16 protein-coding genes and 1 pseudogene are annotated in these 19,284 nt (G+C 43.6%); 2 read left to right on the forward strand and 15 right to left on the reverse strand.

Features of this window, described 5'->3' with window-relative positions:
* Positions 1-86: 86 nt before the first annotated feature.
* The 10 genes from GK047_RS27905 to GK047_RS27950 all read right to left on the reverse strand — a co-directional run bounded on the left by GK047_RS27905 (position 87) and on the right by GK047_RS27950 (position 11,994).
* The gene (locus tag GK047_RS27905) at positions 87-1,649 is read right to left on the reverse strand and encodes a tetratricopeptide repeat protein (RefSeq protein WP_163953882.1); all 1,563 of its coding nucleotides are present in this window, start codon (positions 1,647-1,649) and stop codon (positions 87-89) included.
* A gap of 166 nt (positions 1,650-1,815) precedes the next feature.
* A complete protein-coding gene (locus GK047_RS27910) occupies positions 1,816-2,562 on the reverse strand; it encodes a glycerophosphodiester phosphodiesterase (protein WP_163953884.1) in 747 nt (248 codons plus the stop codon).
* A gap of 46 nt (positions 2,563-2,608) precedes the next feature.
* Positions 2,609-3,424, reverse strand: a complete 816-nt coding sequence (locus GK047_RS27915; RefSeq protein WP_163953886.1) for a carbohydrate ABC transporter permease — start codon at positions 3,422-3,424, stop codon at positions 2,609-2,611.
* 19 nt (positions 3,425-3,443) lie between these two features.
* Complete coding sequence (locus GK047_RS27920) at positions 3,444-4,328, reverse strand: carbohydrate ABC transporter permease (protein ID WP_163953918.1); 885 nt, start codon at positions 4,326-4,328, stop codon at positions 3,444-3,446.
* Between the two features lie 41 nt (positions 4,329-4,369).
* Positions 4,370-8,014, reverse strand: a complete 3,645-nt coding sequence (locus GK047_RS27925) for an S-layer homology domain-containing protein (protein ID WP_163953888.1) — start codon at positions 8,012-8,014, stop codon at positions 4,370-4,372.
* A gap of 127 nt (positions 8,015-8,141) precedes the next feature.
* Positions 8,142-9,476 (reverse strand): ABC transporter substrate-binding protein, encoded by a 1,335-nt coding sequence (locus GK047_RS27930; RefSeq protein ID WP_163953890.1) that lies wholly within the window; start codon positions 9,474-9,476, stop codon positions 8,142-8,144.
* A 66-nt stretch (positions 9,477-9,542) separates the two neighbouring features.
* Positions 9,543-10,427 (reverse strand): HAD-IIA family hydrolase, encoded by an 885-nt coding sequence (locus GK047_RS27935; protein WP_163953891.1) that lies wholly within the window; start codon positions 10,425-10,427, stop codon positions 9,543-9,545.
* A gap of 240 nt (positions 10,428-10,667) precedes the next feature.
* Positions 10,668-11,204 carry a glycerol-3-phosphate responsive antiterminator gene (locus GK047_RS27940; RefSeq protein ID WP_163953893.1) on the reverse strand — a complete coding sequence of 179 codons (537 nt, stop codon included), beginning with the start codon at positions 11,202-11,204 and terminating at the stop codon, positions 10,668-10,670.
* A 203-nt stretch (positions 11,205-11,407) separates the two neighbouring features.
* Positions 11,408-11,701, reverse strand: coding sequence for a Dabb family protein (locus GK047_RS27945; protein WP_163953895.1), 294 nt, complete (start codon positions 11,699-11,701; stop codon positions 11,408-11,410).
* 107 nt (positions 11,702-11,808) lie between these two features.
* A complete protein-coding gene (locus tag GK047_RS27950; protein ID WP_163953897.1) occupies positions 11,809-11,994 on the reverse strand; it encodes a hypothetical protein in 186 nt (61 codons plus the stop codon).
* A gap of 346 nt (positions 11,995-12,340) precedes the next feature.
* On the opposite strand from GK047_RS27950, the gene GK047_RS27955 reads away from it, so the two are divergent.
* Both GK047_RS27955 and GK047_RS27960 read left to right on the forward strand, forming a co-directional pair.
* A complete protein-coding gene (locus GK047_RS27955) occupies positions 12,341-13,090 on the forward strand; it encodes a Calx-beta domain-containing protein (protein ID WP_163953899.1) in 750 nt (249 codons plus the stop codon).
* A 178-nt stretch (positions 13,091-13,268) separates the two neighbouring features.
* Positions 13,269-13,823 (forward strand): hypothetical protein, encoded by a 555-nt coding sequence (locus GK047_RS27960; RefSeq protein ID WP_163953901.1) that lies wholly within the window; start codon positions 13,269-13,271, stop codon positions 13,821-13,823.
* 69 nt (positions 13,824-13,892) lie between these two features.
* On the opposite strand, the gene GK047_RS27965 is transcribed toward GK047_RS27960, so the two are convergent.
* The 5 genes and pseudogenes from GK047_RS27965 to GK047_RS29965 form a co-directional block, all read right to left on the reverse strand.
* Positions 13,893-14,906, reverse strand: a complete 1,014-nt coding sequence (locus GK047_RS27965) for a 1-aminocyclopropane-1-carboxylate deaminase/D-cysteine desulfhydrase (protein ID WP_163953903.1) — start codon at positions 14,904-14,906, stop codon at positions 13,893-13,895.
* 9 nt (positions 14,907-14,915) lie between these two features.
* Positions 14,916-15,866, reverse strand: coding sequence for a cysteine synthase A (cysK, locus tag GK047_RS27970; protein ID WP_163953905.1), 951 nt, complete (start codon positions 15,864-15,866; stop codon positions 14,916-14,918).
* A gap of 593 nt (positions 15,867-16,459) precedes the next feature.
* Positions 16,460-17,092 carry a CBM96 family carbohydrate-binding protein gene (locus GK047_RS27975; protein ID WP_205517018.1) on the reverse strand — a complete coding sequence of 211 codons (633 nt, stop codon included), beginning with the start codon at positions 17,090-17,092 and terminating at the stop codon, positions 16,460-16,462.
* Positions 17,079-17,795, reverse strand: a complete 717-nt coding sequence (locus tag GK047_RS29955) for a galactose-binding domain-containing protein (RefSeq protein WP_346010401.1) — start codon at positions 17,793-17,795, stop codon at positions 17,079-17,081. The genes GK047_RS27975 and GK047_RS29955 overlap by 14 nt, the downstream gene beginning before the upstream one ends.
* Positions 17,793-18,962, reverse strand: a pseudogene (locus tag GK047_RS29965) (family 8 glycosyl hydrolase); the annotation flags it as partial. The pseudogene GK047_RS29965 and the gene GK047_RS29955, both read right to left, overlap by 3 nt.
* Between the last annotated feature and the right edge of the window lie 322 nt (positions 18,963-19,284).

A 19,284-nucleotide genomic window follows, 5' to 3' on the forward strand; every position in this document is an offset into this window, starting at 1 on the left:
CGCGAACGCGAAAAGGGTTATCTGGACCGATACAGATAACCCTTTTTATTATTTTCAACCTCTTTCGTGCTGTCAAGGTTACTTGGCTAATCCTTACCAGCAGCAGCTTCGTCAATCGCCAATTGTAAATTAGTTAATACAGATTTCAACTGAGTCTTGTAACTTGGCTTTAGTTCGATAGCTTGCGTATAATCCGCAAAAGCCTTTTCCCTTTCGCCCATTTCAATAAACAGATGACCTCGGTTTCTATAAGCCAAAGCATACTCAGAGTCTATGTGAATGGCTTGGGAATAATCAGATAAGGCCTCTTCTTTTTTCCCAATTTTTCTCAAGAGGTTGCCTCGATTATTATATGTCAAGGCGTAATCAGGCTCTAACTCTATTGCCTTATCATAATCTAATAAGGCTTCTTCTTGCTTTCCATTATCTTTTAAAAGATTTCCTCGGTTATTATAGGCCAAAGCGTAATCAGGCTCTAACTCTACTGCCTTGTCATAGTCTAATAACGCTTCTTTTTGCTTTCCAGTATCTCTTAAAAGATTTCCTCGATTGTTATAGGCCATGGCGTATCTTGGGTCTAGCTCGATTGCCTTGGTATAGTCTAGTAATGCTTCTGCTTGTTTTCCGGTTTCTTTCATAAGATTTCCACGGTTATAATAAGCCAATGCATAATCTGGGTTTAGTTCGATTGCCATATTATAGTCTGATGAGGCCTCTTGATGGTGCTTCATTTCTGCCATAACAAGTCCCCGATTATTAAAGGCCATGGCATAGTCTGGTTTTAATTGTATAGCTTTGTTGTAATCTGCTATCGCTTCTTCTCTTTTCTGCATGTCTTTCAAAATATTTCCTCGGTTATTATAGGCCATGGCGTAGTTCGGACTTAACTCGATTGCCCTTGTATACGCCGTTAAAGCTTCCATAGGTTTTTCCATTGCTTTATAAAGGATGCCTTGATTATTATAAACGGTAGCACTCTCCGGATTTAGCTCCATTGCTTTGTTCAAATCAGCTAAGGCGTTTGAAAAAATACTTTTCTTTCTATATATATTTCCCCGCGCCGTATATGCTCTTACTAAATTAGCCTTATTTTTCTCCGTGTTTATGATTTCCGTTAACGCTCTGATTTTCTCCTCCTCATCCTCCAGCTCATTGATTTGTTCAAAACGCTTGTCCCAGTCTTCTTGATTAATAATGCTTTGTTTTAAGTCAATAATTTCTTCCTTCGCTTCTTTATTTTCTTCCTTTACTTCTTTAAGCTCTTCGTTCTTTTTCCATAGACTGTACAAGACAAGCCCTAAGCTGGCAATCGTCAGCGCATTGCCAATAGAAGCCGAACTCACATTTAGATACCCCACTGAGATCGAACTAAGCGTTTTTAACGCCCAGCTTATAAAATCATGAATGGTGTCCATTTTTAATATTTGTGGAATTGTTATTACAAATAATACGCCAAGAAATAGCATATAACCGTTCTTTTTTGACGAAGAATCATAAATAGTAAAAAACACGCCAGAAAAGGCAAAAGAGACGATAAAGGAAACATCTGAAAAGGCCCCAAAAAGCGCAATTACACTAAGAAAGAAAAATGAAAATGCTAAATAATAAATAAACGTATTTGCCGATGAGCTTTGAATATTTTTAATCACTTGAATCCACCCCAGCTACTTTTTAGTTTACTAGGTGTTATTTTACAACAATTTACAACTTATTTCATGCATTTACGACAAAAAAACGACTGGATTCAATCACCAAGTCGTTTTTCTAGTATTGAAAAAGATCATAACCGACAGAACGTTTATGATCCATAAGAGACTAAATCCGAATCAACCTGCGTAAAGCATCCGGGTAGTCTGTAATAATCCCTGAAACACCGCAGTCTAGCATTTGACGCATCGCCAATTCCTCATTCACAGTCCACACGATAACGTGTCTACCGCTCCGGCGAATGGTTGCAACATCCTCTGCATCCACCATACAGTCGTGCAGAGACACGGAGAAAACATCCAAACCAAAATCTTCAATCAGTCGCAGCGGATTCACAGGCTTGGCATCATATACAAGGCTAACACGGCTTTCCGGCGCTTTTTCCTTCATTTGATATAAGAGCTTGTGGTCATACGAGGAGAACAGAACCGATTGGGACTGTTCATACTCACGCAGTAAATTAATGACAGGGTCCACGATACGGCCGTCATAAGTTTGCTTGAGCTCAATATTTAATCCGATAGACTTTGGCACTTGTTTGAGTACTTCCTCAAGCAGCGGTACCGTTTCACCCGCAAAAGCTTGACCAAACCAAGAGCCGGCATCGACTCGTTTAATTTCCTCAAGCGTCAACTCCCCTATCCGGCCAGAACCATTCGTCGTTCGGCCTAGTGTTTCATCATGGCACACGATGACTTGATCATCACGCGTGAGATGAATATCCAACTCAATCACATCGCATTTCTGCTCCACAGCAAGCAGAAATGCAGCCATCGTATTCTCTGGCGCTTCCGCTGAAGAGCCTCTGTGCGCGAACACCCAAGGTGTCGTTGAATCTGTAGAATTCCAGTTCATGTTCCTCATCCTTTTCATTCATAATTGTTCTTAACGCCGCTGAGACTTATTTGAGCCCTGAGTGCATGAAGCTCTCAACGAATTGACGCTGAAAGACGAAAAATGCCAACAGCAGCGGCAAAACAACAAGCAGCGTCGCAGCCGTTACCGTCCCCCATTGCGCCCCTGTCTCTGAAGTTTGGGCAAATATAGCAAGTCCCACTGTGAGCGACCGGTTCTCTACCGAATTGGTCACAATAAGCGGCCACATAAAGTTACTCCAGTGCGTACTCACGGAGATCAGCCCAAATGCAATATACGTCGGCTTAGCTGATGGAAAATACACATGCCATAATGTACGCCACCACTGACATCCATCTACTTTAGAAGCCTCATCCAAATCCAGCGGGATTTGCTTAAACGTTTGCCGCAGCAAGAAGACACCGAATGACGATGCCCAAAAAGGCAGCATAATCGCTAGTTTCGTATCTACTAAACCTAACTGCTTAATGATCGTATAATTCGGAAAAATAAGAATTTCCGCAGGTATCATAATTTGAACGAGAAACAAAATAAATACAATACCTTGTCCGATAAATCGGAGGCGTGCAAAGGCATAAGCTGCCAAGGTGGCTGTAATCACTTGTACCGCTAAAATACCGCCCACGATCATGATCGTGTTAGCGTAATATCTGACAAAAGGAACCGTCGTCCAAGCGGAGATGTAATTTGAAAATGTCGGATTCACAATTGCGAACGGATTGGCTCTAGTTATGACTTCACTCGACGGTGTAAAAGAAGTGAAAACGGTCCATACCAACGGAATTAGAAATATAATCCCTAACAACACAACAAGTGATCGATTTAACACTCGAACGAACATAAGTCAGCTTCTCCCCCCTCTAGTAATGAACACGTTTGTCTAGAAAAGCATAATTGAAAATGGATACTGCAAGTAAAATAACAAGCAGTACGACCGTCAAGACAGAAGCCTTGCCCATATCCCAGAAGCTAAACGCTGTTTCGTAAATGTGATATAACAACAAATTGCTGGCATTATCCGGGCCGCCCTTTGTCATAATGTACAGATGATCAACAAGCTTGAAAGAATTGGTTATAGCGATTGTCATCACGAATAAAGTCGTTGGCATAAGCAGAGGAAACGTAATTTTACGAAAAACATGCCATGGGCTTGCTCCTTCCATCTCAGCCGCTTCATAGACTTCTCTTGGCAGGTTTTGCAAGCCAGCCAAATAAAAAATCATGAAAAAACCAGACTCTTTCCAAATCACCATAATAATCATGGAAACAATGACCCAATGAGGGTCACCCAACCAATTGTGGATAGGCAACCCCATAAACCCCAAAAATTTGTCGAGCAATCCATAGTCAGGTGTATAAATAAACAACCAAATGTTTGCTATTGCAATCATCGGAATTATTGTCGGATAGAAAAAAGCGGCTCTGAGAATACTCGTCCCTTTTAACTTGTTATTCACCCAAACCGCCAAATAAATCGCTAGCAGTATACTTGTTGGAACAGTCCCAATGGAAAGAAGAAGATTGTTTTTCATTACTTTGAAAAAGACATCATCTTGTAAGACTTGTGCATATTGGTCGAATCCAACAAATTTCTTGATCGACAATGTAGAGTTAAAGAAACTTAAATAAACCGATTTAATCGTTGGATAAAAAGTAAAGAGAGCCAGCAATACCAAGGAAGGAAGCAGCAGCGCGTAAGCAAAAGCATTTTCCTTCCAGTTGATCTTTCTTCTTGTTTGCAGCATTTGCTGTTTCAAACTTATCCCCCCGCAACTTCGACTTTACGTTAATTTGGCAGCACCAAATGCAATTGATAGATAGCCTTTGCGGCCTCTGCACGCGTCGTGCGCTCCTGCGGCGCAAATCGGCTTTGCTCACGGCCACTTACTAGACCTATCTCATACGCGGTGTTCAAATCTTTTATTGCCCACTGGCTTACCTCAGAAATATCTACGAATGAAGCTTCAGCTGCAGAAGATGTGGTTTGCTTCATCTTAAGTGCATATGCACGTAGGAGGAATGCTGCCATTTGTTCTCTAGATACGGTTTCATTTGGAGCGAAAAGGCTTCCTGACATTCCTTGTGTCAGCTCCGCTTCTTCTGCGCCAGATACCGCACTTGCATACCAGGCATCCGATTTCACATCGGTGAAGCTAGTTGAGCGCTGAGCTTTCAACCCGAGCATCCGAGCCAGCATAGCAACGAATTCAGCACGAGTCACGCTTTGTTGTGGTGTGTAGTTGTTCGTATCGGTTCCACTAACCACCTGCATCGCACTCAACTGTCTGACGGCCTCATAGGCAAAATTCGCTGCCGACAGGTCCTCATAGGTTTTGTTGTAGGCTAATCCTACGTAAGTACCTGGCTCCGTTAAAACAGCGCTGAGGGTGCCGTTCTTCACCGTTCCCCCAACATAAATCAACTTTCCTTCAGCAGCTATGCGGTAAATGCCAATTGGCGTTCCAACAGGTTGACTATCCATAATTGGTAAATCCACTTGCTTTGCACCTGCAGCAGCATCGAACTTAAAGCTTTCGGCTACCTGTGTCAAAGAAGCACTCGCATTCTGACTGTACGTTTGAACAGTTTGGTTAACAGTTGCTTGTTCTATCGTTGACAAAGGAATCACATGTTTGTTGCCACTCTGGTTATCACCACTTCCCTTGCCTGTATGGTCGTTTCCGCTATTATTATTGTTATTACTGTTATTACTATTCCCACCGTTACCGTCGCTGCCATTATTATTGCCACCGCCAGTGTCACGCTTTACCACACGAATAGGAACATGCAAGCTGCTTGAATGGTAAGTCGCCGTAATGACGGTTTCCCCTACCGCTTTAGCGGTAATAGCTCCGCCTTGCGTCACTTCGACAACATCCGTATTGCCGCTCACAAACGAATAAAATGGTGTCCGGTCGATAGCAATCCCATAGCCACGTGCCTCTTTCACGCTGGCTTGCACAGTTTCGTCCCGTTTAAGCACCTGCGGAATGTCTTGAATAGACGCCGTTCCAAGCAGCTCCCACAGATCCATATTGATCTCTAGTATCTTATCCATCACATAAGTTGTTGTATAACGATATTTGTTAGCTCCCGATTCCACCAAGACATAAAGTTTATTATCAATGGATGTCATCCCTTCTGTCATTGGGACGGCGACAAGGGTTGCGTTACTGCTTGTTTGAGAAATTCCGTCAAGCATCCAGAGAGGTACAGAAGCTTGTCCGACTTGTACTTGTGCATGTGGAGCTTCACTAGTAGGATTCGCATACCTGTATAATAAGCTGTTATTGTTTCGGCCGTATGAAGAGCTTAAATAAATCGTATCTTTTTTTACGACTATACCTTGGATTTTATCTGGCGAAGACAAGAGATAGTCGGGAACAGCTTTGTGCTCTTTATCGCCATCCCACTTGTCTGCTTTTATCGTATCCGCAGCTTCGTCAAGCACGTAACCTGCAATCCAAGCATGATTCGTCTTATTATCACGAGTGGTCGTATAATGATTCACATCCGTCGGATAGCTAACGCTCTCATAAAACTCCCCTACCCAAAGCACACCATCGTCATACGTTGAAAATGCGGAATCCACCGGGACTGGAACTCGATTGGCAAATTTAATCTGATCGCCATTTGCTGCTTTCACAATATCGTTTAAATTCATTTGATAGAGATAGCCCTCAGATGATATCCACACATGGCTTTTGCTTACAGATACCCCACCAGCGTGTCCGGTATAAGGTGAACCATCCTCCTGGTACAACGAAACCGATTTAACGAACTTACCTGTGCGAGCATCCGTTACAGCGATTACACCCGGTCTCCCATCTGTGAAGTAATAGTCGGTCAACAGCCATTGTTCATTCGGGGCATACCCGACTCCTTGCGGAACAAGTTCCTCTGCCAATCCCGGAATAACAGGACCTTCTTTGCTGATATCCCACAGCGACTGATAGGCGGGATTCCGCGGGTTCTCTACCCTTTCCTGTTGACCCAGCTTAACATGTGCAGGAATCGCAGTTACCTTAGGTGACCAGGCCGACTCCACATTCGATGTGTTCACTGCAGCAACTTGAAACGTATACGCCATATTCCCTGTCAAGGCATTCACTGTAAATTCATTCGATGAAGCTGGAATAAATGCTTCGGGTACGTTAACTCCATTCCTATACAAGTTATAGCCAAATAAATCGTTTTCCGTATTCGGCAACCAGCTTACCGTAACGAAGCCATCCCCTGGAACTGCCTGCACATGAGTCGGTGTCTGCGGTGGCTGATTGTTTTTAATCGGCTTAGCAGGCGCCTGTCCTACTTGCAACCAACCAGGTGTAGGTGCTTGTTTCGTTGCCTTTACACGCATATTCACAGACCCATCTATCGGGTAGCTGAATACCGCACTTGTTCCAAGGCTAATATCCGTCGTTCCGTTATATGCCGCTTTGCTAATCACGTTGCTGTAAGCATCCTGCAAAGTAACCGTTTGATTCCCAGTATTCGTCAGCCCTCCGACGTTATCCATTATGGCAACTTGATTCGGAGACAAATATTTGCTCTTGTAGGCGGATAAATAATAATGGTTAAAGCCCTCTAAAGTAAGCGGGGCGATTTCAGCACGCCTAGTCCACAGTAATTGGGTGGCCCAAGGCTGAACGATGATTGATGTACTGAACACATTAGACCAGCTGCCAGATTTAATCGTGTACCCCTTCAAGTCAACCGGAACTTCTGACGCATTGTACAACTCGATATATTCGAAAGCATCATAAGAAGCGTAATTATCCGTATCTGGCACGACTTCGCTAATCATGAGCGAATGAGTCGGCGTCGCCTGCCATGCTGCGGATTTAGCGGACTCATTCTTAGCTGTATCAAGAGCTGATACTTCAAAGGTATACGTATTGCCTAAGGTTAATGAAGTCACCGTAATCGCATGTGCTGGCGATGTGACGGTTTTATTCAGCTTACCGTTCACATAGACTCGATAACTGGCAAGATCATCTTCTGCGCCTGCATCCCAGCTTAAATAAACAAAGTTGGGGCCTGCTTGTGATTTCAAGCCTTTTGGCGCCATAGGCGGTATCATATCAATGACACTCTGCAGCTTAACGCTTTTATTCACGGTAGCCGAAGATTCCGTGCCTGCTGCATCGTAAGCCGTCATCTGAAATTGGTAAGTCATTCCGTTGGTTAAACCGGTAATTGTATAACTGTAAGTCGCTCCAACAACCGTAACAGGCTGTGCAGCGCCTGTGTAATAGATATGATAACCAACAGCAGCATCGCTGCCTGTCCACGAGAGTTGGACACTTTGATTTCCCCCTACGGCATCGAATCCAGTAGGTGTCTTCGGCCCAGCTACTTGCCCGGATACAACGTCACCATTTGAGAGCGTTGGTAAGATAATCAAAGCGAACAGAAGCATGTAAATCATCAGCTTTTTACACATTTGCATAAGGCACCCTTTTCCTTTTTTTCACTAACTGTAACTGCCCTATCATAAGACTATCACGGCATCATTGCCGTGATAGTTCCTGCCTTATTGAATATGGATTAAGCCCTTATTTACGGAAATTTTTCAAAATATCATCAGCCTGCTGCTGAGACTTATCAAGCGCTTCTTTGGGCGACATGTTTCCAAGTAAAGCCGCTTGAATGTTATCATTGAAAAGTTTAGTTACTTGTCCATTCTGATACGTGGATAACTCGCTGTCCGCATATTGGAGTTGATCTCTTGCCACTGCCGCTTGAGGGAAATCCTTGATATAATTTTTAAGCAAATCCGTCTCATAGGCAGCTTTGGTCGTACCTACATACCCCGTATCCATCGACCATTGCGCGACACGCTGCGGTTGCGTTAGGAATTGCATAAACTTCACAGCAGCTTGCTTGTGATCTTCGGAAATGTTTTTGAACAGGTATAGGTTGCCTCCGCCTGTTGGTGAACCATACTTCTTGTTAGCTGGTAAGAAGGATACGCCGAAATTGAACTTAGCATCGGATTTCACCTTGGTAAGGTTTCCCGTTGTGTGGTACATCATCGCTGTTTTACCACTAATGAAATCGGACGGAACGGTCGCCCATTCGAGTGTGCCTTCTGGCATAACTTTATCTTTACGGCCAAGGTCTGTGTAGAACTGCAAAGCTTCCCCAACTTCTGGTTTGTTGAAGTATACATGCTTGCCATCATTGGAAACGATGTTAGTGCCAGTTTGCAAAGATAATGCTTGCAGCATCCAGTATTGGTAACCTGTGCTTGGGATTTCAATGCCCCACTGCGCTACTTTGCCAGCGCTATCCTTCACCGTCAGCTTGCTTGCAGCTTCACGCATCTCATTCCAGTTGGCTGGCGCTTTTTCTGGATCTAGTCCGGCTTTTTTAAATAAATCTTTGTTGTAGTAAAGAACGATTGTACTCCGTTGGAAAGGGACGCTCCATACGGTTTCACCCGATTTCGTATTTCCCATGAAGGCTTCATAAAAGCCGTTAAAGTACTCTTTGTTGAAGCGAGGCGTCAAATCTTCAATCGCATTCATAGAAAGCAAGCTGTACAAATCCGTAGACAACAATACCGCTAAATCGGGTGAAGTTCCGCCCTGCACGGACGTAACCACTTTGGTCATCGTGTCCTGGTAACTTCCTCCATATACGGCTTTGACAGTAATGTTCGGATTTTCCTTGTGAAAGTCACTCGCTAATTGGTCGATTAACTTTGTGATGGGACCACCAACCGCTACTGGAAAATAAAACTGCAGCTCGACTGGCTTCGCATCCTGTTTAGCCGCAGGACTAGTCGTTGATGTATCCGTAGGAGCGGTGTTCTGCGTGCTTTCTTTTTGCCCGCAAGCGGATGTAACAAGCGCTACCGCAGCTAAGGTCAGCAATACTTTTTTCATGTTCAATGTCCTCCCAAGAGTAGGTTTTGTATGGTTTCCTCCAAATAATGAAGGTTAATGCCTTTATTAATCGCCGTACCTTCTACGCTCCCCAACGATTTCACTGAGAGAAGCCAGCACATAGTCGGGCTCTATACCCTGCAGCATGATGTCCTTACGAGAATCTGCTCCTGTCAACACAAGCGCGCTATACATGCCATTGGCATTACCGAAGCAGATATCCGTGGAAACTCGATCTCCGACCATTAAACATGCCTCCGGTGCTGCGTCCAACTTATCCAACGCCTTCTGCGCGTAGTAATCAGATGGCTTTCCAATGACTTTGAAAACGGGCTGCAAGCTTGCAGTCTCCAAGGCTTTCACCAATGACCACGTATCGGGAATCGCTCCGTCTTCGAGCGGGCAGAAGGGATCTGGGTTAGCAGCGAGTAATCGCGCGCCATTGCGGAGGGCATTCATTCCAAGCGTCAGCCTCTCATAAGTAAACTGCCTATCTAATCCCACCAACACATGCGTTGCGCTGAGCGCATCTTCCGTTGTTTCCACACCGTAGTTCTCCAATTCGCTCTTCATGGCTTGTTCGCCGATCATCAACACCTTCGCCTTGGGCAAATGTTCCTGACAGTACATACGGGACACGCATAAGGCCGTTAAAATATCATCCTCGGAACAAGGAACCCCCAACTGTTGGAGGCGATCTCTTACTCCATCTCGGGTATGGATCGTTGTGTTGGTCACAAACAGGACCATTTTCCCTTGCTCGCGAAGTTTGTTCAGTGTGGAAAGCACACCCGGCAATATTTTATTGCCTGCATACACCGTGCCATCCAGATCAAATAAATAACCTTGAAAATCGTCAAGCCCTTTTTGAGCTTTCTTTTGTTCCTTTTTCACTGCATTTCCATAGAAAGGCTCGAACCCATTCTTATGATGTACAACGTGCTCCGACACAGCTCTACCTCTTTTCAGAAAAAAATAAAAACCCTTGTTCCGAAAATGTAAAAACAAGCGTCGTCGAAACATCGCGTATAACGCATGTCCGGCTTGTTTTCACACTTTACTGAACAAGGGTTTTCTCATATTCTCAACCCATGATTACTAGTTTGGTGCTGCATATTTAATTGTTAAATTAAGCATAAAGCAGTTTTGTTAGCACAGTATTAAATCTATACATAGAGTTTGTAAAGGTTTCTACCACATTGACGGGTCGCCAGTCGAGATGAAATCTGCGCCGCTCTCAAGCGCTTCGATCATTTCTTGCTCATAACGAATTAATCCACCTACAATTAAGGGCTGCTTAATCGTATGTTTGAGTTCGCTGATCACTCTCGGCATTAAGCCGGGCATCAACTCGACCTCATCGGGGTGGCTGCTGTTAATCATGCGAATCGCCGTTTGCACAGCTGCCGTATCAATCGCAAAAATACGTTGAATACTTTTAATCCCTGCTTGTCTCGCTGCCGCAACAGCGGCTAATTTGGTAGTTAGAATACCGTCTGCGTGAAACTTTTCAGCTAAATAACTTATCGCATACGTATCCTTGCCAAGTCCGGAAACCATCTCCATATGAACATAGACTTTTTTACCTGAATCATGAGCTTGTCTAATAATCGACTCTAGATTTCCGATATGCCCTGTCATTAAATTGACTCTCTCTACTCTACTTTCCAACATCTTCGGAATTTGTTCCTCTTTCGTAACTGAAGCGATAATGGGAAATTGGTTCATGATGCGCACCTCCAAAAAAAGCATACCTTCCCTGTAAGGGTAACATTCGTTTGTTTGCTCAGTGTTAAGTCGTCCCCTTATACTCTACCTTGAGCAACCTTCCACTTCTCTATTCCAATACAAGAGTTAAATCCAGTTTTCATAGCCATATATGTAAAAACGCTAGTCACAAAAGTGACCAGCGTTTTTACACTTATTGAAAATTAGATTTCCATATCAACAACAATGCTATCTATTCTTCCTACTTCTTTAATATAAGCAGCAACCGCTTGATGTTCTGGATTTGGTCCATAAGCCTCAAGAGCCGCTTTGTTCTCAAAGCGAACCGTTAATATAATCTGGTACCCTTGATTTTTCTCGGAGAAATTAAGACCTGCTTGAAGATCCACGATTCCTACAAGATGATTCCTTAACGCTCTGAACTTCTCTACGACTTGCTGTAGCTGATCTTGTGTCGTGGTTTCACTAAATTTCACAAGTACAATATGATCAATCATGGCGCGCCTCTTTTCTACAATTCATGTCTTTCACTATATCACCTCAACCTATTTAATCCAAGATTGATTTGCCAAGATGACTAATTTATGAAATTCACTATTGGAACTCATTTAAATAAGATTCGTGTATAGCCAAAGGACAACATCGTTCGCTTAAGTCTTATCGAGAACTTTGCATGCTCCGTGAGGAATCCAAAAATTAACAGTGCTTCCAGTTTCATACCCTTGACCTTCACTGCCACTAATGTGAGGCATGCCAGCAGCAAGGTCGTTCTTGTCCAAATTTTACGCATGTGTCTCCCTTTATGATCTGACTCCACTATATCGCTGATTCGTTTGCACCGTTTTAACTAGATATGGAAGAAAAGTAAATTTTCCCTTAACGTGCAACAAATGAAATAATAATTTCAACACGTTGATGCAGTTCTGCGTTGATCCCTGGTTGAATAAGATTTGAAAAGTATAAAGAAACCTTTCAACCAAATGGCGTTGAAGGTTATTTGATTACCCACAATTAGCTAGTCTTCGACAGGAATAACCTTCCTTTAATCGAATGACTCCTCCTGCAAGACTATTCCGAATTTTCCCTTTTGATACTATGATTAGGTGAAGAACGATTAACTAGGAGGTTTGGAGTACATGAGACTCACGCAAAGAAGAATGGCTTACTCTTTTATCATTTTCGCCTTGCTTTTGATAAGTCTGCCAACAGCGGGTTCAGCACAGATTTGGGGGAAAGTTTGGGAGTCTCCAACTCCTTATCAGATTATCGAAAGCGATAAACTTTTGATTGATGCAGGTTATATGCCTAATGATGAAGGTCCTGTTCCTTCCTGGTCACGGATTACTTCGGCTTCTGTATCCATCGACGGTCATAAACAATATGTTCCACATACGTATTATGAAGCTCATGGGATCGTATCATTAGCAGAGACGACAAGCGGCATTAAAGAGTTACGTCTAGAGCTTCGTTTCATGAGTGGTCAAATATATAATGAGGTCAGATATATTTCCTATCAACCAAAACCTGCTAAGCCACAGCTACAATTTATCCCTATTATGAGTAAGGTTAAAGAAAGAAGAGATGGGAGCATGAATTTAACTGTAACTCGCACGAACAGCATTGGTGTCGCAACAGTAAATTATTCAACTGTAAGCAGGTCAGCAAGAGCTGGTCAGGATTTCATCCCCATACAGGGCCAGCTTACTTTTAAAGAAGGCGAAAACTCCAAAATACTTACAATACGATTGATCCAAGATAACATAATCGAGCCCCTCGAGGCATTTGGCGTTCAATTATTCAACCCCTCAGATAATGTCGTACTTAGTGAGAACTCTTATACTACCATTGTTATTGAAGATGATAGCGTACTTGACTCAGATGGTTGATTAAAACCTAGCGTACTACGAGAAAAAACTGTGTTTTTTTTGTGACATTCTCGCAAATTATTGCAATTTCTTACATAATCGTATATATTGTTAACTTGCCAGCAACATCCATATACATAATATGGATGTTTTTATATTGCAAACACATTATCAAGATGACTACATGAAGAGGTGCACAATGATGACATTGAAAAAAACAGCAGCAGGAGTTCTACTACTTTCTATGATGGTTACTGCGGCAGCATGTTCAACTGATCAAAAAAATTCATCCGCAAGCCCCGCTCCATCCGCTAACGCAACTGTCTCTCCACAAGTAAAAACAGAGAGTCAGGATGCTGTTAATATGAAAGGCTACATCGGAGCTCGAATCGCGCTTGAGAAAATAGACTTCCTATTCGGTGAAGTCAAGTCCAAAGATGGAGCATTCATCCTAAACCCTGTCGTTGCGGACAGCAAAGAAAAAGCCGTGAAATTTCTTTCCAGCTATTTCGATGCCCCTATGGCAGAGAAAATAGCCGTACATTACCTAACAGATAAAAAAGCAGACGACGCTATTGTAACGAATGCAGCTTCGTTCTTCCCAACAAACCTGTTGAACACCAAAAAAGAAGATGTTACCTTTGATGCGGCTAATACGCTGGATCAAGTCAAGTTCACTACCAAAGAAGGCGTAACCTATACGATGAAAAAAGTAAGCGATAAGCTTGTGCTTGCTGATGTAGCTAAGAAATAAACAAACTCCTTTTTAAGGTCGGGTGAATGCTAATATTCACCCGACCTTTTATTTCCCCTACACCAACATTCATTCATCTAAACCATAATGAAATAACAATGGAAGCCCACCAGTATGCATAAAGACTACAGCATCATAGCTTCTAAGCTCACCAGCGCGTCCTTTATCGATCAACGCAGCCATTGCCTTCCCCGTATAGACAGGGTCCAGAAAGATGCCTTCAGACTGCGCGGTGATGCGGATCGCTTCGCCACACTCCTTGGTCATTTGGGCGTATCCTTCTCCGATAAACCTATCTTCGATTACGATTTGTTCTAAGGACACTTTAGCAGCAGAACCAGCCAGCTGTAAGGCATCATTTACAAGTTGAACCGTCCGCTTTTTTTTAATCTCCGTAATCCCGCTAATGCTCACTCCGAGAACATCAATTTCAAAAGGAAAGGAAGCTACCACTTTGCCGGATATTAATCCTGCAAACGTGCCGCAAGTTCCTACTGCGACTGCAACAAGCACGCGCCTTACTTTCGGATGCAGCTGCTCTAGTTGAACTCCGAGTTCCTGAAGCGCCACAATATAACCAAGTGTACCAAGCGCGTCCGTCCCTCCCTCAGGAATAATAAAAGCTTTCCCCCCTTCTAGGGCAACACCATGGGCAAGTTCACGCATCTTTTCATTCATATACGCTTGATTCGATTGACTTATCGGGGGCTCGATAAAAGTAATTTGCGCTTCTAATATTTGATCCAACAACAAATTACCGCTCAAGCGGTTCAGATCTGACTGACCATTTAGTACAAGCTGAGCTTGTAGACCTAATTTACGAGCTGCCGCGGCCGTCAAATGAGCGTGATTCGATTGGGCAGCCCCTGTCGTAATAATATGGGTTGCGTGCTCTGCTAAAGCTTGAGCCAAATGAAATTCAAGCTTCCTTGCCTTATTTCCCCCAGCTCCAAGCCCAGATAAATCTTCCCGCTTCACCAATAGCCTGCAGCCCAGGATTTCAGATAACTGCCTCGTTTCCTGTAATGGGGTAGGCCACTGTCCAAGGATGATGCGAGGTAACGTTTCCATGTTATTGCCCATGTGAACCTCCTACTGAAATACGAGCGGTTTGTCATCGAATAAACCAATACTTAAATAGCGTTCTCCCGTATCGGGTCCAAGCGCAACCACCCGCTTGCCTTTACCTAGGCGACGAGCGATCTGAATAGCGGCCCAAACCGCTGCCCCCGTAGAAGGACCGGCAAGAATGCCCTCCTTGCGTGCCAAATCCTTTGACGTTAGCCAAGCGTTTTCGTCCGAAATATGGATGATCTCCTCCAAAATTTGCATATTTATGACTTCTGGAATTTGCGAAGGACTAATCCCATAGATATAATGCTCGCCAGGTTCTTCTCCTTCGAGAACCTTCGAACGTTCCGATTCCACGAGATAGATGCTCACATTCGTCACCACTTCTTTCAGTCGCTCTCCGATACCCGTTATCGTGCCGCCTGTTCCAGAGGTAGCTACAAAGGCATCGAGATTGCGATCCGTTTGATCCAGAATTTCCTCGGCGGTCGTCAGCCTGTGGATAGCCGGATTTGCCGGATTCTCCGACTGCCTCGCGACAAAGCTATTCGGCAATTCTTGATGATGTTTTTCCACTCTTTCTTTCACGACATCAATGTCTTCATCTGCGCTAAACGTAATAATCTCGGCACCGAACGCACGCAGAAGGTCAAACCTCTCTTTATTATATTTTTCTCGGATATAGATGATGGTCTTGTAACCAAGAACTGCCGCGATAGAAGCCAAGCCAATTCCTGTATTACCGCTTGTCAATTCAATAATTGTACCTCCGGGCTTTAGTAGACCATCTTTTTCTGCCTGACGAATGATGCCATAAGCCGTGCGATCCTTCACACTGCCGCCTGGATTATAGGATTCCAACTTCAAATAGACCTCAGCATCTTCTTCACTCACTAGCTTGTTAATACGCACCATGGGCGTTTGGCCGATCAAATCCAGAATACTATCACATAGCTTGTTTCTGTTTCCCATACTTCCTCCCTCGTCGTTTATTTAATAGGATCTGGAACTTGAGCCGTAAAGCGCACCCAGTTCCACGCTCAATTCTTTGATTAATTGCACAGATTCCTCACTATTAATATCTTCAGAAGCAGCCGTCAGGTTTGACCTCATTGCCATCTTCCTCCTTATTCCTGTCACAAAGTAAATATTATTATTAATCATATAAATTACATTGGTTTTGTATGCTATATGCCTATTCATAAATTTACCGAAACAAGGAAACCATGTCTAATCAGTATTTTCTATTCAATCTTTAATCCTTCTATCCAAGTAGCGCCCCTCTACATAAATAAGCCATACAGCCGAAGCCGCATGACCCTCCCCTTTTTCATGCTCATAAGATCTTCACAAAATCCGATACCTCTTCCACCACTATCTTTCAGTAAACATAGTTCGGTGAAAGCTGTGAGCATGAAGTATGAAACTAGCATTACATTACATTGAAATCATATACATAAAAAAAACGCCGACAATCCATGAGTAGAAGGATTGTCGGCACTCGCCGTCCTAAAGGGGCAGCGAACTAATTAGGAAAAGAAACCAGTTTGTCGAGCGATGCAGAACTAGCCTCCATTAACGATAAGAATTGGGTGGGCTGCTGCATTCGCATTTTCTTTCGTCGCGTAGTCTGCCCCCAAATCTTCATTTAAACCCGCAAGACGGAAGCTCACTGCTCCATCAGTCTGGCTGTTAACAAAAGCCGTTACATCAAAACTTACATATACACCTTCTTGATCAACCGTCACGGTGCCCACAGACGTCCCAGCTTCGGAGGGTTGATTCGTTGCGTTGATCGTAGCCTCAGTCCAAACATCATCATTAATTCCTTTAGCTTCCAATGTGTATGATGTTGTATTACTGTGGATATTCGTCACGTAAAGCTTCAAAATGGCCGAGCTTACATTCCCGCTAAAGGCGGAAGTATTAAACTTCACATAGCCTTTGCGATCGTAGGAAGCATTGGAAGCTCTTAGCTTAACGCTCATGGTAGTCAGCGAACCATAATTATCGCCTGCGTAGGTACCGCCGCGAACGGAACTATCCGCAGTTGCCGTTAGCGTAATTGGCGTATTGGACGTTCCTCCACTTGTCGTCACACTGACGGCATTACTCGCAGCAGAAACATTGCCAGCTGCATCTTTCGCTTTCACTGCAAAGGTATAAGTCTTGCTGGCTTGGGTATCACCTTGTAACATCCGTACCATAGACTTCGAATTCATATAAAGAATATCCGTAAGAAGTTCCTCTTACCGTGCCATACATTCTTACATATCTGGCATCCTGAGCAGTGATTGTAAGATCATCAATAGCACCATTCCCTGTAGTCGTTGAATAAACATCGGTCCAATTGGATGGAGATGCGCTATCAGTGGATACTTGAATCTTGTAGCCCTTCGCATAAGCAGCTTCCCAATTTAGTTTAACTCGATTAATGTTCTTCGTAGCGCCAAGATCAACATAGATCCATTGAGGATCAGCACCCTCAACACTCGCCCATCTTGTTGTCGCGTTGCCATCGAAAGCTTTAGCTGCTCCTACGCTCGTTGTTTCGTTTGAACTGGAAACGCCAGCTTTGTTCAGAGCCAGATTCGTTGGCTGCGTTGGTCCGTTATTTGTCGTAGCCGTTGTTGTATTGCTAACGCCTGATTGGTTACCAGCCGCATCCTTAGCCTTCACAGTAAAGGTGTATGTCGTGCTCGCACTCAACCCACTTACAGTTGCACTCGTACCTGGAACTGATGCAGCCAATGTTGCCCCGTTATAAACCTCATAGCTCGTTACACCTACGTTGTCCGTAGACGCGTTCCATGAAAGGGACACACTGGAAGCGGTTTTACCCGTAACGGTTAAGTTCCCTGGCACGGAAGGTGCTTGTGTATCTGGTGAGCCACCAGCCACAGGCTTCCACCAGTTGCCTGAAATAAACAACATGTTTAACAATGAAAAGCTGTCGCTGTAATAGCCTGTTTTATGGCTCTTCATCCAATCCCAGCCCGCATTGATCCAAGCTTGATTACTGCTGTTCGATGTAGCTGCTGCAATCAAGGGAGCGACGAAAACGCCTTCGGATCCGCTTGCTGAACCTGTCACTGCCCCATTTAATTTATAGCCGTCTTTAATATTGTCAGGATTGCCGCCTGTTTTCCCTTTAATCCAGGTAGCCATCTTATCAGCAATTGCTTTACCTCTTGTATCTCCGTATAACCCATAATCCATAACAATTCGCAAAGGCACGCGAGATGCATTGTAATTGTACTCATCCGTTTCTGGAAACTCATCCAGAAAGTTTCTTGGAGCTGGCTGAGGTGGATTTCCTACAACGAAATCCGAAATCAGTCCCGTATTTGGGGAATAGGAGGCGCTGAATGAAGTGTAAACACTATACAGATTATTGATGACATTAAGCCATGTTTGATCACCCGTAACCTCGTAGAAGGCTCTTAAATGACTAAGCATCCAATCAGACGGTCTCGTATTCAAAGCATTTTTCTCATCCCAATCGCCCAGGTTCAATCGGTTATTGGTCGTGACATTACTCACTTTAATACCATCTGTAATCATCTTTTTGGCTTCTGCCAAATAATTGATCGTACCTGTTGATCCCCATTGATAATGAGCAAGAATCAGGGAGTAAGCAATATCCACATCCCCATCGGTAGCCGAGTCAAAATGACCTTGAGCGGCTTTAGCATCTGCCACCACCCAACCCATTAAATTTCCATTTGCTGAGCTTTTATAAGCTCTGGCTGTCTTGAAAAGACCATCGTAAATGGTTTTTGCATTCGTATCGTAGCCTGCCATTAAGGCGGTAATCACCATGCCATATCCTTGACCTTCAGAGGAGCCTAATGGTTTATACCCATCTGCACCTCCGGTTATATTACCTTTGATATAATATCCGCCGGGTAGAGAGGACAAGTCATTTTTCAGGTAGCTTGATTTCCATGAATTATAATAAGAAGCAACATCCGAATTCAATTGTGTTTGCGTAACATGATTAGGTTTCGTGATCCCCGTATAATTTACTTGCTGTGGAAAGGGCTTTTGCTCGCCTGCAGCTTCGGCCTTCTGCTCTAATGCAGGCGAGAGAAAGCTCGCCGTTAAAAAGGTAACGCAAAGCACAGCAACAGACCAAACCTTCAACTTATTTTTGACGGGCCTTACCTTGGTCATTTCCATTCTAATACCTCCTAATTGATTGTTTTTGCCATCTTGATCAATCCAGATCCGAGGATGTAAATCTTACTGAACGCCCTGCTGTATCACTACTCCCCCCTTTACCTGTTATTTTTAAATATAAGCGTTTTAACTTTTAGGATAAAAGTGACTCTATATTGGGAAAGGGAATCTGATGCTGCGAAGTCTTTGTTCAAAGAGTACCTGCAGC

Source organism: Paenibacillus sp. SYP-B3998 (genome assembly GCF_010820665.1).
Classification (GTDB): domain Bacteria; phylum Bacillota; class Bacilli; order Paenibacillales; family NBRC-103111; genus Paenibacillus_E.

Coding starts and splice junctions, on each gene's coding strand:
- GK047_RS27920 (WP_163953918.1), bottom strand. CDS start 4,328: ATGCTGCAAACAAGAAGAAAGATCAACTGGAAGGAAAATGCTTTTGCT.
- cysK (WP_163953905.1), bottom strand. CDS start 15,866: ATGGGAAACAGAAACAAGCTATGTGATAGTATTCTGGATTTGATCGGC.
- GK047_RS27940 (WP_163953893.1), bottom strand. CDS start 11,204: ATGAACCAATTTCCCATTATCGCTTCAGTTACGAAAGAGGAACAAATT.
- GK047_RS27930 (WP_163953890.1), bottom strand. CDS start 9,476: ATGAAAAAAGTATTGCTGACCTTAGCTGCGGTAGCGCTTGTTACATCC.
- GK047_RS27955 (WP_163953899.1), top strand. CDS start 12,341: ATGAGACTCACGCAAAGAAGAATGGCTTACTCTTTTATCATTTTCGCC.
- GK047_RS27925 (WP_163953888.1), bottom strand. CDS start 8,014: ATGATTTACATGCTTCTGTTCGCTTTGATTATCTTACCAACGCTCTCA.
- GK047_RS27960 (WP_163953901.1), top strand. CDS start 13,269: ATGATGACATTGAAAAAAACAGCAGCAGGAGTTCTACTACTTTCTATG.
- GK047_RS27975 (WP_205517018.1), bottom strand. CDS start 17,092: ATGTTACAAGGTGATACCCAAGCCAGCAAGACTTATACCTTTGCAGTG.
- GK047_RS27950 (WP_163953897.1), bottom strand. CDS start 11,994: ATGCGTAAAATTTGGACAAGAACGACCTTGCTGCTGGCATGCCTCACA.
- GK047_RS27910 (WP_163953884.1), bottom strand. CDS start 2,562: ATGAACTGGAATTCTACAGATTCAACGACACCTTGGGTGTTCGCGCAC.
- GK047_RS27915 (WP_163953886.1), bottom strand. CDS start 3,424: ATGTTCGTTCGAGTGTTAAATCGATCACTTGTTGTGTTGTTAGGGATT.
- GK047_RS27945 (WP_163953895.1), bottom strand. CDS start 11,701: ATGATTGATCATATTGTACTTGTGAAATTTAGTGAAACCACGACACAA.
- GK047_RS27965 (WP_163953903.1), bottom strand. CDS start 14,906: ATGGGCAATAACATGGAAACGTTACCTCGCATCATCCTTGGACAGTGG.